The sequence below is a fragment of the Aulosira sp. FACHB-615 genome (genome assembly GCF_014698045.1).
Lineage (GTDB): Bacteria > Cyanobacteriota > Cyanobacteriia > Cyanobacteriales > Nostocaceae > Nostoc_B.
The window spans coordinates 503,172-519,109 of record NZ_JACJSE010000005.1 but is presented as its reverse complement, the minus strand read 5'-3'; the positions used below and the strand labels follow the sequence as shown (position 1 = coordinate 519,109).

12 protein-coding genes are annotated in these 15,938 nt (G+C 39.7%); 7 read left to right on the top strand and 5 right to left on the bottom strand.

Translation table 11 applies throughout. The features are described 5' to 3' along the window. The first annotated feature begins 334 nt into the window (after nt 1-334). The 3 genes from H6G77_RS11855 (at nt 335) to H6G77_RS11845 (ending at nt 6,917) form a co-directional block, all read left to right on the top strand. A complete protein-coding gene (locus H6G77_RS11855; RefSeq protein WP_242049191.1) occupies nt 335-691 on the top strand; it encodes a transposase in 357 nt (118 codons plus the stop codon). Between the two features lie 456 nt (nt 692-1,147). After that, complete coding sequence (locus H6G77_RS11850; protein ID WP_190588215.1) at nt 1,148-1,372, top strand: hypothetical protein; 225 nt, start codon at nt 1,148-1,150, stop codon at nt 1,370-1,372. Between the two features lie 178 nt (nt 1,373-1,550). After that, nucleotides 1,551-6,917, top strand: coding sequence for an AAA family ATPase (locus H6G77_RS11845; protein ID WP_242049190.1), 5,367 nt, complete (start codon nt 1,551-1,553; stop codon nt 6,915-6,917). Nucleotides 6,918-7,296: 379 nt separating this feature from the next. Here H6G77_RS11845 and H6G77_RS11840 read toward each other — a convergent pair whose 3' ends face one another. Both H6G77_RS11840 and H6G77_RS11835 read right to left on the bottom strand, forming a co-directional pair. Beyond that, nucleotides 7,297-8,067 carry a DUF3226 domain-containing protein gene (locus H6G77_RS11840; protein ID WP_190588216.1) on the bottom strand — a complete coding sequence of 257 codons (771 nt, stop codon included), beginning with the start codon at nt 8,065-8,067 and terminating at the stop codon, nt 7,297-7,299. Then, entirely contained in the window at nt 8,060-9,205 is a 1,146-nt protein-coding gene (locus H6G77_RS11835) for an ATP/GTP-binding protein (protein WP_190588217.1), read from the bottom strand. Before H6G77_RS11835 ends, H6G77_RS11840 begins: the two co-directional genes overlap by 8 nt. Before the next feature lie 83 nt (nt 9,206-9,288). On the opposite strand from H6G77_RS11835, the gene H6G77_RS11830 reads away from it, so the two are divergent. The 3 genes from H6G77_RS11830 (at nt 9,289) to uvrC (ending at nt 11,969) form a co-directional block, all read left to right on the top strand. After that, nucleotides 9,289-9,426 (top strand): hypothetical protein, encoded by a 138-nt coding sequence (locus H6G77_RS11830; RefSeq protein ID WP_190871643.1) that lies wholly within the window; start codon nt 9,289-9,291, stop codon nt 9,424-9,426. A gap of 88 nt (nt 9,427-9,514) precedes the next feature. Next, nucleotides 9,515-9,889, top strand: coding sequence for a hypothetical protein (locus tag H6G77_RS11825; RefSeq protein ID WP_190588219.1), 375 nt, complete (start codon nt 9,515-9,517; stop codon nt 9,887-9,889). Between the two features lie 202 nt (nt 9,890-10,091). Further along, nucleotides 10,092-11,969: an excinuclease ABC subunit UvrC gene (gene uvrC / locus H6G77_RS11820; RefSeq protein WP_190871642.1), complete on the top strand. Its 1,878-nt coding sequence runs from the start codon at nt 10,092-10,094 to the stop codon at nt 11,967-11,969. Nucleotides 11,970-11,974: 5 nt separating this feature from the next. Here the strand turns inward: uvrC and H6G77_RS11815 are convergent, their stop codons facing one another. From H6G77_RS11815 to H6G77_RS11805, 3 genes are all read right to left on the bottom strand, one after another. After that, a complete protein-coding gene (locus H6G77_RS11815; RefSeq protein WP_199331454.1) occupies nt 11,975-12,418 on the bottom strand; it encodes a hypothetical protein in 444 nt (147 codons plus the stop codon). Nucleotides 12,419-12,642: 224 nt separating this feature from the next. Continuing rightward, nucleotides 12,643-13,578 (bottom strand): PrsW family glutamic-type intramembrane protease, encoded by a 936-nt coding sequence (locus H6G77_RS11810; RefSeq protein ID WP_190871641.1) that lies wholly within the window; start codon nt 13,576-13,578, stop codon nt 12,643-12,645. Beyond that, nucleotides 13,571-14,491, bottom strand: coding sequence for a class I SAM-dependent methyltransferase (locus tag H6G77_RS11805; protein ID WP_190871640.1), 921 nt, complete (start codon nt 14,489-14,491; stop codon nt 13,571-13,573). Before H6G77_RS11805 ends, H6G77_RS11810 begins: the two co-directional genes overlap by 8 nt. Before the next feature lie 550 nt (nt 14,492-15,041). Between H6G77_RS11805 and H6G77_RS11800 the strand changes: the two genes are divergently transcribed. Continuing rightward, nucleotides 15,042-15,797, top strand: coding sequence for a MotA/TolQ/ExbB proton channel family protein (locus H6G77_RS11800; RefSeq protein ID WP_190871639.1), 756 nt, complete (start codon nt 15,042-15,044; stop codon nt 15,795-15,797). Nucleotides 15,798-15,938: the final 141 nt, after the last annotated feature.

Genomic DNA, 15,938 nt, shown 5'->3' with positions numbered 1-15,938 from the left:
TCATTCCACTCATTTGTAACGATTTTCTCGCTCCAGTGCGGATTGTGGGAATTTTCTTTTTAATCATTCATACACCGAACTTGTGTAACGAAACAATAAGTCGCACATCGCGTGAAGTAATTACCTTGCGTCGATACTTCGTTACCAACACAATATGTAAGTGAATGCAAAATACAGCATGAGAACTCTTTCTGAGTGAGGGTTGCACTCTCTCGTTAAGTGAATGGTATGATGACAGGAAATCCGCCCACGCAACTGCCTCAAGAAGGGCAGCAAGAGAAAGCATCAAAAAACAGGATTAAATCGGTCACTGTTAGATGTTGGAATTGGCAACTTGATATCGCTTATCAAATACAAACTTGATGAGTGTAATGGGGTATTTGTTGATGTACCCCTCAAGATTGCTCCATCTCAAACCTGTCCTAGATGTGGACACAAAAAGAAAAAAGAGTTGTCCCAACGTGTGCATAATTGTGAGGTCTGTAATTTTGTTGCTGATCGTGACGTAGCAGCAGCTATGGTAATGCTCAATTATGCTAAGGGGTTAGGAACTAGCCTCTCAAACGCTGATGCTGAACCTCTTTCTAAAAACCCACAGCATTGTGGAGGGTTTAGGAAAGTTCAGCAGGTGAAGCGTCTGAAACCAAGGGACTTCGCTTCGCGAAGTCCCTTGGTAGTTCATGATAATTGACTAATTTGTAATTTGTAATTTACATATTTTGTACTTAGCTTCCAATACAGTTTGGTTAACGTTTTAGTATTTTGAGATCCCCCTAAACCCCCCTTAAAAAGGGGGGCTGAAAATCATCTTTTACCCCCTTAAAAAGGGGGTCGCCGTAGGCGGGGGGATCTTAACCGAACCTTATTGACTTAGCTCCGATAAATGGAAGTCGTGTTAATTATCAATTGTGGCGTAAACCATATCCTAAAAATCATCAACATTTTCATATTTATAACTTCTTTAAGGGGTCGGGAGTATGGTAATTTAATTTATGAGCTTTTACTGGCTTTTTAAATATTTTTAATCCTAAAGAATGAGTTAGCAAATAAAAAGCTACGACTAAAGAATAATTTATTAAAAGACAAAACAACTAATAATAAAGGCATAGGTTTGATATACCTATAAACTTAAGTGAGGTAAAAAATTATGTCAAATAAATTCATTACATCTAATTTAGTTGTTGACTTATCAACAGCAGAACAGCAGTTATTATCTGGTGGACAAGGTACTGGAACAACATCAGATAGTCAGCCAACATACGGTGGACAACCTTCAGGCGGTCAATCAAGATATCCATCAAGTGGGTATAACTATCCTACCTACATTTGTCGTCCGGTTTACGGCAATGAAAGCGGCGAGAAGGATGATTAATGAATACTGAAAGTTAAGCTTAACTTAGGGTAATTACCCAAAACTTAAATATTGTTATTTTAGCTCAGTGCGATCGCTACACTGAGTTTTTTACATTGTTAACAAAAAACTATTACGTAATCTTACCACTTTTAAAAGCGTCCAAACTATACTGGTGAGGCTGACAAACATAGCTCTGATGCTTGAGCAATTTATGATCGCACTGGAAGGGTACAAAATTTTAAGAGAACTGTATGATAGCCCTCGTTCTCAGGTGTATCAGGGATACCGAGAGTCCGATCGCCAACCAGTCGTGCTGAAATTATTGCGGGAGGAATATCCTACCCCAGAAGCGATCGCTCGGTTTAAACTCGAATACGAACTGACACGCCGCTTTCAGGTTCCGGGAATTATCCAAGCTTACAGCATCGAAAAATATCAAAATACCTTAGTCTTAGTTTTAGAAGATTTTGGTGGACAACCTCTGCGGAGTTGGCTAACTCAAAATCCCTTGGCGCTGGAAAATTTTCTGCACATTGCAATTCAAGTAGCAGCAGCTTTAGGTGCAATTCACCAGCAACAAATTATTCATAAAGATATTAATCCTGGCAATATTCTGCTAAATCCCCAAACGCACCAAACCAAAATTATTGATTTTGGCATTGCAACGCTGTTGTCAAAGGAAAATCCAACTGTACTCAACCTAAATATTTTAGAAGGAACCCTCGCTTATATTTCGCCAGAACAAACAGGAAGAATGAATCGGGCAATTGATTATCGCAGTGATTTTTATTCTTTGGGGGTGACGTTTTACGAACTGCTGACACAACAATTACCCTTTATTAGCGAAGATCCGGTAGAACTTGTCCACAGTCATATTGCCAAACAAGCGATTCCGCCCCATAAAATTAATTCGGCAATTCCGGTAGTTATTTCGCAATTAGTGATGAAATTACTCGAAAAGACTGCGGAAGAAAGATATCAAAGCGCCTTTGGTTTACAAGCAGATTTACAACAATGCTTAGATTTATTGACAACAACAGGAGCAATTTCACCCTTTGAACTAGGAAAAAAAGATAGTTCTGATAGATTTCAAATTTCCCAAAAACTTTACGGTAGGGAACAAGAAGTTACCGACTTATTAATAGCTTTTGAACGGGCTAGTCGTGGACAAAGCGAAGTGATGTTGATTGCCGGTTACTCTGGAATTGGTAAATCAGCTTTAGTGCAGGAGATTTACAAACCAATTACGCAAAAACGGGGATATTTCATCTCAGGAAAGTTTGACCAATTTCAACGTAATATTCCCTACAGTTCCTTAATTCAAGCCTTCACAGCTTTAATTCGTCAACTATTAACGGCAACAGAAACAGAAATCAATATTTGGCGGGAAAAATTATTAACTGCTTTGGGTGACAATGGTCAAGTTATTATTGATGTCATTTCCGAAGTAGAACTGATTATTGGTAAGCAACCGCCTGTAGTAGAATTACTACCCCAAGAAGCTGAGAACCGCTTTAATTTAGTATTACAAAACTTTATTACTGTTTTTACTCAAAAAGAACATCCTATAGTCATTTTTTTGGATGATTTGCAGTGGGCGGATGTTGCATCTTTACAGTTAATTGAATTATTGATGAGTCAGTTAGATAGTAAATACTTATTGCTGATCGGGGCGTATCGAGATCATGAAGTAGATGCAACTCATCCTTTGCGGAGTGCGATCGCTACTTTAACAACAGCCGGGGTCACAATTAATGAAATTGCCTTAACACCCTTAGAATTGCCGCAAATTCATGCACTGCTGAGTGATACCTTTAATAGTCATGATTGGGATAAATTAACTCCCCTGGCACAATTATTACAGCAAAAAACCAACGGCAATCCTTTCTTTATGAATGAGTTTCTCAAGTCGCTGTATACAGAAGGATTGCTGCAATTTGATGTGCTGCGCCGGGAATGGGATTGGCAACTCAGCCAAATTCAGGCGGCACAAATTACCGATAATGTTGTGGAATTAATGGCGGGTAAAATTCAAAAACTGCCAATTAATTCTCAGCAAGTTTTACAGTTAGCATCTTGCATTGGCAATCAATTTGATTTAAAAACCTTAGCCATTGTCCAAGAAAAATCTCTGCCAGAAACAGCCGCCGAGTTATGGGAAGCGGTAGAAATGGGGCTAATTTTTCCCCAAGGTAACGACTATCAATTATTACAAGTAGGCGATCAAGAAGTTGCTGCCAACTTAACAAATTTAGATATTGTCTACAAATTCTTACACGATCGCGTCCAACAAGCAGCCTATTCACTCATCCCTCCCAGAGAAAAACAAGCAGTGCATCTGCAAATTGGGCAATTGTTATTGCAGAATATTACTATTGCAGAACAAGAAGAAAAGATTTTTGACATTGTTAACCAATTAAATTTCGGTTGGGAATTAATTACAGATGCACAACAGCGACAACAATTAGCCCAGTTAAACTTAACAGCCGGAAACAAAGCAAAAGCTTCCGCCGCCTACGAACCTGCTTTGCAATATTTAAAAACAGGAATTAATTGTTTAACAGCAACAAGTTGGCAACAGCAATATTCTCTGACTTTATCTCTGCACGAAGCGACTGTAGAAGCTGCTTATTTGGCTGGGGCGTTTGAATATATGGATGAATTAATTGAGGTGGTGTTACGTCACACTCAAACCACAATTGATCAAGTCCAAGTTTATGCCATTAAAATTCAATCTCTTGTCGCCAGAGATGAATTATTAACAGCCGTAAAATTAGGTTTGCAAGTTCTCAAACTTTTGGGAATCCCTTTAGCAGCTAATCCTGGACAATTGCAAATTTTGTTGGGACTATTAAAAACAAAACTCGCCTTAGCTGGTAGACAAGTACAAAATTTAGCTGATTTACCTCAACTAACTAATCCGACTAAGTTAGCTGCAATTCATATTTTATCTAGTATTGCTTCTTCAACTTATTTAGCAGCGCCAAACTTATTTCCTTTAACTGTGTTTAAACAAGTGGAACTTTCCGCCATACATGGCAATACGCCAGAGTCAGCTTTTGCTTACGCTACTTACGGCTTGATTTTGTGTGGCGTTGTCGGAGATTTAACAGGAGGATATGAGTTTGGTGAGTTGGCATTAAAACTAATAGAACGCTTAAATGCCAAAAATATGCAAGCTAGAGTATTGTTTGTGGTGAATAGTTTTGTGCGTCACTGGCGAGAACCAATTGCTAATACCTTACCTGCATTGCAAATTGCTTTTCAAGTAGGCCGAGATACCGGGGATACAGAGTATGCGTCTTTTTCGGCAAATGTTGGCACCAGTCATAGTTATTTTTGTGGTCAAGATTTAAAAGAAGTAGATCAAAGTTTAGCTAATTATTTAGAAGTAATTCAGAAGTTTAAGAAAAAGCCAGTTTTAGATTTAATTAAAATTTATCGGCAGGCGATCGCTAATTTGCAGGGTAAAAATGCCAATCCCTGTGAGTTGGTAGGGGAATTTTACAATATCACAACCAGCTTACACCTACACATTGAGACAAATTACCGCACAGCAACTTTTACTGTCTACACTCATTTATTGACATTGAATTATTGGTTTGAAGATTACCAAACTGCTTGGCAAAATGCCGAACTAGCAATTCCTTATATAGATGCTGTAGTGGCGTTATTTATCATTGGTTGGTTTTATTTTTATGATTCTTTAGTGCGGTTAGCCTTAGTAACAAATAGCAATTTAACAGAACGGCAAACATTCCTCAAACAAGTTACAGCCAATATCAAAAAGCTAAAAACTTGGGCGCAGTCTGCACCGAGTAATTACAGCCATAAATTAGCCTTAGTCGAAGCAGAATGGCATCGAGTCCATGATGAAACAGCAGAAGCGATCGCTTGTTATGATCGTGCCATTAATTTAGCTCAAGAAAACAACTATCCTAACGAAGCGGCGTTAGCCAATGAACTTGCAGCCAAGTTTTATCTCGCCCAAAATAAACAGAAAGTTGCCCAAGGATATATGCAGGATGCTGCTTATCTTTATTTACAATGGGGCGCAACTGCAAAAGTTAAACATCTGGAAAATCAATATCCCCAATTATTAAGCCGCAAGTTAGAAAGAATTACTAGTCCTCATCTTTCTACCAAAAGTACCAACGCCAGCAGCGTTACAAGTACCAGTGGTTCTGCTTCCCTAGATTTAGTCACAGTGATGAAAGCTTCCCAAGCTTTATCAGGAGAAATTCAGCTAGATAAACTGCTGACTAATTTAATGCAAATTTTAATGGAAAATGCCGGAGCGCAACAAGGGTGTTTACTATTAGAAACTAAAGGCAAGTTTTTAATTGAAGCCCAAGGTACAGTTGAAAAAAATAACATTCACGTCTTAAAATCATTGCCGATAGAAAATAGTTCAATGCTGTCTGTGGCAATTGTCAATTATGTCATCCGCACTAAAACAAGTGTAGTGTTGAATGATGCCACGCGCAAAGGTGAGTTTATCCGTGATCCTTATATTCGCCAATTTCAACCGCGATCGCTTTTATGTGCGCCTTTAATTAATCAAGGTAAACTCACTGGTATCATCTATTTAGAAAATAACTTGACCACAGGCGCATTCACCCCTGATCGTTTAGAGTTACTTAACTTACTTTCAACGCAAGCAGCAATTTCTCTGGAAAACGCCCGTTTATACACCGACTTAGCCGCCTTAAACCAAGCCTACGAACGCTTTGTTCCCCGTCAGTTTCTGCAATTCCTGAACAAACAAAGTATTGTTGATGTGCAGTTGGGTGATCAAGCCCAACAGGAAATGTCAGTTTTATTTACCGATATTCGCTCATTCACCACTTTATCAGAAACGTTAACCCCCGCCGAAAACTTTCAATTTATCAACTCATATTTGAGTTGTATGGAACCAATAATTATTCAACATAATGGTTTTATTGATAAATATATTGGCGATGCGATTATGGCTTTATTTGCTGGTAATGCTGATGATGCTGTGCAAGCCGGCATTGCGATGTTACAAGCTTTAGTAACTTACAATCAAGAACGGCAAACTCAAGGTCAAACCCCAATTCAAATTGGTATTGGGATTAACACTGGTTCGCTGATTTTAGGCACAGTCGGCGGCTTTAATCGTATGGATGGCACAGTCATTAGTGATGCGGTAAATTTAGCCTCAAGAATAGAAGGCTTAACCAAAACATTTAACACACCACTATTAATTACAGACCAAACATTTCAACGTTTGAAAAATTGCGATCGCTCTGATATTCGCATAGTTGGACAAGTAAAAGTCAAAGGTAAAATCACAGCCGTCACCGTTCATGAAGTATTTACCGCCGATGTTCCTGAAATTCGCCAAGGTAAATTAGCAACCACCGAATTATTTAACACTGCCCTCAAATTTTACCAAACCCAACAATTTACCTTAGCCGCCCAACATTTTCAAGATTGCTTACAACAAAACCCCTTAGATCAAGTCGCGCGAATCTATCTTAATCTTTGTCAGTCAGAGTTGCCGTTATCAACTATTTTCACGGAAGAGATTAAATTGTGAAAATTTAGCTAGTTATACCAATTTAAGAAAAGAATGCGACAGATAGAAATCAGGAAAGTCTTACTGGAGCTAAATTTTTTAATTACGTTAGCGCAGCGTTAGCGAGCCTGCGATAGCGAAGCGTTAGCGAGGAACGAGCGTCGCGTCATTGCGACTTGCGAATTGCGAATTGGTATTACATCTCAATACAGTTCAGTTAAGGTAACAACTTAGACTGGTGTAGGTTGGGTAGAGGAACGGAACCTAACATTCACGCATATTTTGTTGGGTTACGCTATCCCTACACCCAACCTACTATTCTCTTAACTGCGGTTTATTTTCTTTAACTAGGTATCATTGATGTCAACATTTTCATAGCTAGTGTAACTATTTTGATTAGTTATACTATTCCTAAAATTTCATCCAGAAATGTTTTAACAAGATTTACACTTTCTATCATAAGTGTAGTTTCATCAATCCAGCGATTATCCTGTATTGAAACTTGTAAAGTCCTTCCTGGTTTAAGGATGCTGCTAATGATTGATATGACTGCTTTATTTTTACCTGATGGCTTATTTAATTCTCGTAAATCATCTTTGCTTAATTGACTCTGATCAATACTAGAAACATAATTTAGTGCAAGTTGCAGTAAATCTGGGTAGTTTAACTTAGCACATTCTAGCAGAATGTCTTCTAAAGTACCTGCAACCAGATTATTAGGCATAATAAATATGCCACATCGTGGAGAAGTATTTGTGACTTTTCCTAGTGCAGATGGCAAAGGTAAAGCAATAGATTGAATTTCATTAATTAAGGCGTTAAATCTTGCTGAAGGTGTTTCATTGCTATCAGCGTCTAAAACAAAACCGACACTAAAAATCTCAGCAGATGAAATTAATGCTAAACTCTCTTCTACAGTATTCGCTAAACGTGTAATTCCTACCGCACTGTGTAAAGCAATAGACAATTCACTATTTTCTAAAAAAGTAGGAACAGGTACACGTTTCATCAAATCATCATCTACAGGAAATGTTTTTGGTACAAGTGGTTCCCAAAATGGATCTAGTGCAGATAATCTTGTGACTCGACGCAAGTTATAAAATTTTAGTAATCGAATTAAAAATTCAATATCTTGTGGCCCTTCTGCCACTATATAACAATATTTAACCATGACTACCTCTAATATCCAATCCGCGCTCAGAGCGTAGTCTATGCAGAAGATTACCAGAAAATCTTTGTGGTGGTTTTCCTTGGGGATTTAATCGAAAAGCAACAATATTCTCTGTACTCATATCTGTTTGTAACATAGCATCAACCGCTTCCAGACTATGAGTTGTAGTGAAAAGCTGTACATTTCTTTTACAACAAGCTTCCACAAGCCAAGAAAATACTCTACTCAGTGCTGAAACATGAATAGATGTTTCAATTTCATCAATTAACAACACACCATTTTTAGTAGAGAACAAAGTTAAAGCAATTACTAAAGTTCGCTTCAGTCCGTCGCCAAAAGTATATAAAGGCGCAAAACCTAATTGTTGATGTTCTATATAAAGAGTTGCTTTAGCTGTAGATGGAGATAATATTTGAATATCAATAATATTTTTGTCAAACCATTGAATTATTTCTAATACTTCTTGTTTTCCACCTGGATCTTCCAAAATTATTTGTGTTAGTCGCTCTAAAATTGGCTGTGATGAAGAATATGAGGGAGATACAGTTGCATTGTTGACAAAAGGTTTACTTCTTTTACGCCAAATAAACCGCTCATTTTCCCAAATTTGAAATATTTCTTGGCGTTCTACTTCCTGAGTAAATAAATCTCTTTGTCCTGTTTTAGAATAAGCTATAACTTTTAATTCCAGACCTGAACGTACAGAGTCAGTTTCAGCAGTAGACACATCTTCATTTAATTGCTCATTATGAGGATTTTCTGATCCACTACCATAAATTTCTTCTAAGGTTGCTTTCAGCCCAATTATAGAAGTATTACCACTGGTATTAATTAAAATCTCGCTGTTGCTCTCTTCTTGATTAAAAGAGTTGATATTTTGCGGAAAAATCCATTTTAATGCGTCAATATCTGGGCGAGGAATTGCCAATGCTTTACCAAGATAAACGCGGCGTTGTGAAATTTCTAACCACTGAAATGGATCAAGTGGATTACATAAAATTGCAATAGCTTCTAAAATGCTAGTCTTTCCTGAATTATTATCACCAACAAAAATATTTACCTGTCCTAATTGGGACAGTGCTATTGTCTTTAACCCGCGATATCTATTGATTTGTAGATGGTCAAAGACATGATTCATGTTGATGATTCCTGAAACCTAAAATTTTTAGCTAAAATAAATATCATTGTTATGTAAATATAATTACTTACATAATAAATGTGATGAGTCATATTTATTATGTAACAACTCACATTATTAATGCGATCGCTCACATCATGAATGTACTGGTTCACATTATGAATGTAACGACTCACATTCACAATGTATTAGTCTGCAATCAAACTGCACGCTTACGTTAAATATTATCCTAGCTAAAAAATTTATATTACTGATAATTTTTTAGTTGCAATGGGTACGTTAAATATGTATCCTTATACGGAAACATCCATGCCTACCCAAGACACTACACGTCGTTTATCTCGTCAGATAATTATTCAAGACACCACTTCCTTACACGGGTTGCAAACGATTAACAACTATACAACAACCCGCGCTGATGCCACAGAAGACGCTTTGCAGACAGCTTATCAAAAAATGTTAATGCTGCAACAAGTCGAAAATGAAAAACTCACTTTATACCGTGCGGCTACTGATGCGGCGAGATTAGCCGAATGGGAATTTCACAACGCAGTGTTAGCCATGAAAGAAGTTGTGCGGGGACAATATGGTTCAGATAGTGATCAAGCGCAAGCCGTAGGATTTAAGAAAAAATCAGACCGTAAACGTCCCGCTCGCAAAAAGTCAGTAGCGATCGCTAGTTAATTAATATATAAATCTTACGTACACAGTTTGTCTATGGAAACTGGGTAAAAGAGTGTAAGGGTATAGGGTGTCAGGTTTTGGATAAATACACTCTTATACCTTTACACGTTCTTTGTTTTCTTTCATCCTCAGATTCCGCAACGCTGAGTTTATTCTCTAAAATAGAGGTAGGTAAAAGCGTCAGATTACCAAAAATTTAATTGTGACAACATCTGCTCAAATACTACCACTAGTCAAAGATCCAGAGCGTCTAGAAAACCGATTAGCTGAAATCCCGCCGGAACCCGGTGTTTATTTTATGCGGGATGGCAGCGATCGCATTATATATATAGGTAAGTCACGGAAATTGCGATCGCGTGTGCGTTCTTATTTTCGTGAAGGCTACACCAAAAGCGAACGCATCGCCACAATGGCGAGACAAGTCACAGAAATTGAGTTTATTGTCACCGACACCGAAGCCGAAGCTTTGGCGTTAGAAGCCAATTTAATTAAGCAGCACCAACCATACTTTAATGTGCTGCTCAAAGATGATAAAAAATATCCTTACGTTTGCATCACTTGGTCAGAAGACTATCCCCGCATCTTCATTACACGCAAACGTCAACTAGGTAAAGAAAAAGATAAGTTCTACGGCCCTTATACAGATACAGGTTTATTAAGAGAAATCCTCCGCATTAGTAAGCGCATCTTTGCACTCAGACAACGACCCCAACCTTTATTTAAAGACCGTCCCTGTTTGAATTATGACATGGGGCGTTGTCCTGGTGTCTGTCAACAATTGATTTCCCCGTCCGAATATCGCAAAACTGTGCAGAAAGTAGCAATGGTATTCCAAGGTAGAACTCAGGAATTAATTGATATTTTGAGCGAACAAATGCACAAAGCCGCCGAAGCTTTAAACTTTGAATCGGCGGCACGGATACGTGATCAAATTTCTGGGTTAAAATCTCTGACGGCAGATCAAAAAGTATCCTTACCAGATGATACAGTTTCGCGGGATGCGATCGCTTTAGCCGCAGATACACAACACGCCTGCATTCAATTATTTCAAATTCGCGCTGGACAATTAGTCGGACGCTTGGCGTTTGTTGCTGATGCACAAGCTGAATCAGGTGCAATTTTACAACGAGTTTTAGAAGAACATTATCAAACTGCTGACGCGGTGGAAATTCCGACGGAGATTTTGGTACAGCATGAGTTACCCGACACAGAAATATTAGCGGATGTTTTAACTCAGAGGAAGGGTAGAAAAGTCACAATTGTTGCGCCTCAACGCCAAACCAAGGCAGAATTAATTGAGATGGTTGAGCGTAATGCCCAATATGAATTACAAAGAATGCAAAAATTGGGCGATCGCAATACACAAGCCATGCAAGATTTAGCAGATATTCTCGACTTACCAGAATTACCCCACCGTATTGAAGGTTACGACATTTCCCATATCCAAGGTTCTAATGCGGTTGCTTCTCAGGTGGTATTTATTGATGGTTTACCCGCCAAGCAAAATTATCGCCATTACAAAATCAAAAATCCCACCGTCACAATAGGACATTCCGATGATTTTGCCAGTTTAGCAGAAGTCATTCAACGGCGGTTTCGGAAATATAGCGAAGATTCCCAACTACCACGCGCCGGCAATCCTGACTGGCCTGATTTAATTATGATTGATGGCGGTAAAGGTCAGCTATCATCTGTCGTTGGCGTGTTGCAAGAAATGAACTTACTAGAAGACTTGCGGGTTGTGAGTTTGGCAAAACAGCGCGAAGAGATTTTTTTACCGGGAGAGTCGCAACCCTTACCCACCGACGCAGAACAACCAGGAGTCCAATTACTTAGAAGGTTACGGGATGAAGCCCATCGGTTTGCCGTGAGTTTCCATCGTCAACAACGCAGTGATAAACTAAAGCGATCGCGTTTAGATGAAATCCCCGGCTTAGGACATCATCGCCAAAAGCAACTATTAGGTCATTTTCGCTCAGTCGATTATATCCGCCAAGCTACACCCGCTCAACTCGCCGAAGTTCCAGGAATCGGCCCACGACTAGCACAGGAAATCTACGATTACTTTCATCCCGCGTAAAAGCTTCAAGGTGAAGAAGAGTCGAACTGCATTCTTCTTAATCCGCCTTCAGTTGTACAATCTGCCATTTCACTGAGAAACTCAGGATAATATTCTGTATTTCTAATTAACCAGTCAGCAGTTCTAACTTTAGCATTGCTTTGAAACTTACCTGCAACTGGATAAATTTCATTATTTTTCAGTGCCAAAAAACTTTCAACTCTCCCTGAAACCCTGGCATTAGTCTTGTCTTGATAGATTGCTTTAAACCCAGCCATTTTAGTAATAGAAGTACCTTTGTTTAAAGAGCAAGCAGAACCACTCTTGATGTTGGCAGCAATCAATAAGTTATCACTAGTAATAAAAAAGCGCATATTGTTTATTACTGATTCTGTAACTTCAGCACGAGCAGGCAATAAAGCAATAGTTAAACTGGCTAAAGCAATCGGTATGACTAAAAATCTTTTCATTGTCTTCAACATTAAATTCCATGTTTCTAATATCTATAAATTTAGCGATGATGACAATCGTAAGATTAGTGAAATTAAAATCAAGGGAAAATGAACCTTCAGTATATTATTATTAAGTCATTTTCATCTTAGATAATATCCAAAATCATCTGCGTGCATCCGCGTCCATCTGCGGTTAATTCCTTTTTAGTATCTGACTGCAAATTTCAACCTCACTCTATAACCTATCCCCCATGACGTAAATACAAATAAATCAACAATGCCAAAATTGCTAAAAATAAATTCAAGGAAAAACGACTCAGAATAAAACGCCCAATTTCTGGATAAAAAAACTGCCTCCAACGTAAAGGTTCAAGAACTCTAGCTAACAAAAATAACCCAAAAATAGCATTTCCTCCCAACATCAGTGCAAATAACACTAAACCTCTATGCCATGAGCGAGAAATTAAGATGATTGGTGGTTGCTTCTGTACCCTTCTTAATAATTGTTCTAATCGCCAAAACATCCACAATAAAAAGGGAAATAAACCATAACTGAGAAAGTTAATTGGTACAGCATAACGCCAAGCAATTGATAAAAAATTCACCAGTGCATGACAAACCACAGAATTGATAAAAGCTGAGAAAATTAACTTCTGGTGGTGATGTAATTTGAGATTTGAGGCAAAATAAACTCCTAAAGCATAACCCCAAGGTGCAGAAAACATTGTATGAACTGGTGTACCAATACTCCGGTCAAGAATTGAGGCGGTACCGTGGTAAAGGTAAATCCAGTTTTCTTCGGCGGTAAACCCCAAAGCCACAGCAATGGTAAATAGCAAAATGCTACTGCTGCGGAATCGATATCTGCGTTGGAGATAGATAATGGGGAGAATAACGGCGATGAACTTGCAACCTTCTTCAATGGGGCCGATTTCTATGAGTTGACGTAAGGCTGCGCCAAAAAGCGATCGCTGAATTTGTTGCCAGTTTACAATTGAATTAAATCCCAGTTCCGCCAACCATTGTAAACCCAGGGCAGCACCACCAGAAATTGCCCCGGCTATAAAAAACCACAGCAAACGCAGTAAAGCCGGAGCAAAGACAACACGGTAATAGTAATAACCTAAAAGTAACAGTGGGGGAATTGCCGCCCATAGTATTACAGCTAAATTAGTCACGCACCTTAGCAATTACAGTCCGGTGGCGGGGGCTATTGCTGCTAATTGTAGGCCGTTGAAAACCTGCATCCATCAAAGCTTGCTCAATATCCAAAGAAAAGTACTCATCTAAATATGGTTCAGTACTCTTGAGCAAAGTCAAAATGTAGGGAGGCATTTTTTTGTAAATTTCCGATTTGGGATTCATGTCCATAATTGCCAGATGACCACCAGGACGCAACAACCGCCGCGCTTCCACAAAAATTTGGCGCGTGGGTGCTTGGGGTAATTCATGACAAATCAGAAACAGCGAAACCAAATCAAAAGACGCATCTGGTAGCCCTGTTGATTCGGCTGCGGCATGAAGCCAATTGATATTAGCTTGACGTTGCTGGGCGCGGTAGTTAGCAACAGCCAGAAAGTAGGGAGACAAATCTAAGCCTGTCACTTTCGCTTCGGAATAAACCTGCTGCAAAGCAAAAGTACTTAATCCCACACTACATCCCATATCCAGAATGTCGCGTGGTTCCTCAGCCAAAAAAGGTTTGAGAATATTATGATAACTCTGCCGGAGTTGGCGATCGCCTTCAACTTCAGCACCAGGCCAAATTTTCGCGTGAACAGCATGGGCAGCAGGTTCGACTTCAAACGCCGCTTGCCAACTCAGATTGCCTTGTTCGTAGGCATGAAATGAAGTGACATAATAATCTGGATAGGAAAGCTGCGGATTTTGTACCTGCGCTAAATCTGTTGACCAATTACGCGCTTTGAGTTTCTCTACTTCCTTTGTCCAAGGCACACCAATTTTTTCAGCGCGTTTAATCATCATTTGCCGGGCTTGGTGCTTGGCTAGGTTCGCTAAAGGCTTAATTGCTAAAATGCCGTTTACCAAGTTAACAGCCCAGTTGGGAGAGTTTTGTACAGCAGCAGTCATAAGTTGATTTGCATTGAACAGCCTTTTTTACTTATGACATAATTCCTGCAAGCCAGTCTAGCAATAGTTAAGTTCCGTAACTGAGTTGGAGGTGGGGAATAGGGTGTGGGGAGTGTGGGGAGTGTGGGAAGAGAGGGGAGTGTGGGGAGAGAGGGGAGTGTGGGGAGAGAGGGGAGTGTGGGGAAAGATTTCTTCACCATCCTCCCACACTTCCCCCGCATTTCTCACAAGCTTCAGGCGTTTGATGGGGCAGAGGGGCAGAGGTGCGGAGGGGCAGGGGAGAGAGTACCTTCATTCTCCCCTGCTCCCCTGCTCCCCTGCTCCCCTGCTCCCCTGCACAGGCTTTGAAAGGTGTGGTGAGAAATCCGGGTTCCCACCCTTCCCACACCCCTGGATTTCTCACAAGAGAGAAATCCAGGTAGCCCCTAACCTCTAATCTTTCTTTGCTTCAGGAAATTTATATTATCTGAGTTTCTAACTGCACATTAATCTTTAGAATTAAAATGCTTTGGGATAATTGCTCTAAGTACGGAGGGAGGAAAGTTAAGCAGTGGATATTTTAGACCTGTTTCAAAAGGGTGGGCCAGCGATGTGGCCTTTGGCAGTTTTGTCAATTCTGGCTTTGAGTGTGATTTTAGAGCGTTTGTGGTTTTGGCTGCGGATTTTAAATCAAGAAAAGGAAGTAGTGAACCGTGTTCTAGATGCAGCCCAAGAAGATTGGGATATAGCCGCAGATATCGCTAAACGATCTACAGATCAGCCCATTGGGCGATTTCTCTACGCGCCTTTACGCCTGTTAAAAGTGGATTTGGAAACTTTTCGTTTAGCACTAGAAGCCACAGCCGAAGACGAATTAGCCGGGATGCGTCGTGGTGAAAAACTCTTAGAGGCGGTGATTGCACTTTCCCCACTGTTGGGACTATTGGGTACAGTGTTGGGTTTGATTCACTCTTTGCGCTCAATTCGCATTGGTGATTTAGGTACAGAATCAGCTGCTGGCGTAACTACCGGGATTGGTGAATCTTTGATTAGTACTGCCGCAGGGTTAATCGTTGCAATTATTAGTTTGGTATTTTATCGGCTATTCCAAGGTTTTTTAGTTAACCAAGTCAAAATTTTTCGCAAGGCGGGGAATGATTTGGAATTACTTTATCGTCAATCTCCACCAGAATTTAGCAACAATACAGCAATTGTGCATGAAGCTTCTCGTGAAACTGTCACTCCACCCCGCAAAAAAGCTAAAAATCTATTTCCCCAACCTCCAGAAGAACCAGATGTGACTGATTCATTAGATCCTGAGTCATAAGAAGGCAGTGGTTCGGCTCCTTTCGACTGCGCTCAAGGCAAGTCGCTCACCAACCAGAGGCAGGAGGCTCACTTCGACTACGCTCAGTGACCAGGAGGCAGAAGACAATTTATTACTCAGCACTCACACTTCGACTTACCT

Coding starts and splice junctions, on each gene's coding strand:
- H6G77_RS11850 (WP_190588215.1), top strand. CDS start 1,148: ATGTCAAATAAATTCATTACATCTAATTTAGTTGTTGACTTATCAACA.
- H6G77_RS11845 (WP_242049190.1), top strand. CDS start 1,551: ATGCTTGAGCAATTTATGATCGCACTGGAAGGGTACAAAATTTTAAGA.
- H6G77_RS11840 (WP_190588216.1), bottom strand. CDS start 8,067: ATGGTTAAATATTGTTATATAGTGGCAGAAGGGCCACAAGATATTGAA.
- H6G77_RS11835 (WP_190588217.1), bottom strand. CDS start 9,205: ATGAATCATGTCTTTGACCATCTACAAATCAATAGATATCGCGGGTTA.
- H6G77_RS11830 (WP_190871643.1), top strand. CDS start 9,289: ATGAGTCATATTTATTATGTAACAACTCACATTATTAATGCGATCGCT.
- H6G77_RS11825 (WP_190588219.1), top strand. CDS start 9,515: ATGCCTACCCAAGACACTACACGTCGTTTATCTCGTCAGATAATTATT.
- H6G77_RS11815 (WP_199331454.1), bottom strand. CDS start 12,418: ATGAAAAGATTTTTAGTCATACCGATTGCTTTAGCCAGTTTAACTATT.
- H6G77_RS11805 (WP_190871640.1), bottom strand. CDS start 14,491: ATGACTGCTGCTGTACAAAACTCTCCCAACTGGGCTGTTAACTTGGTA.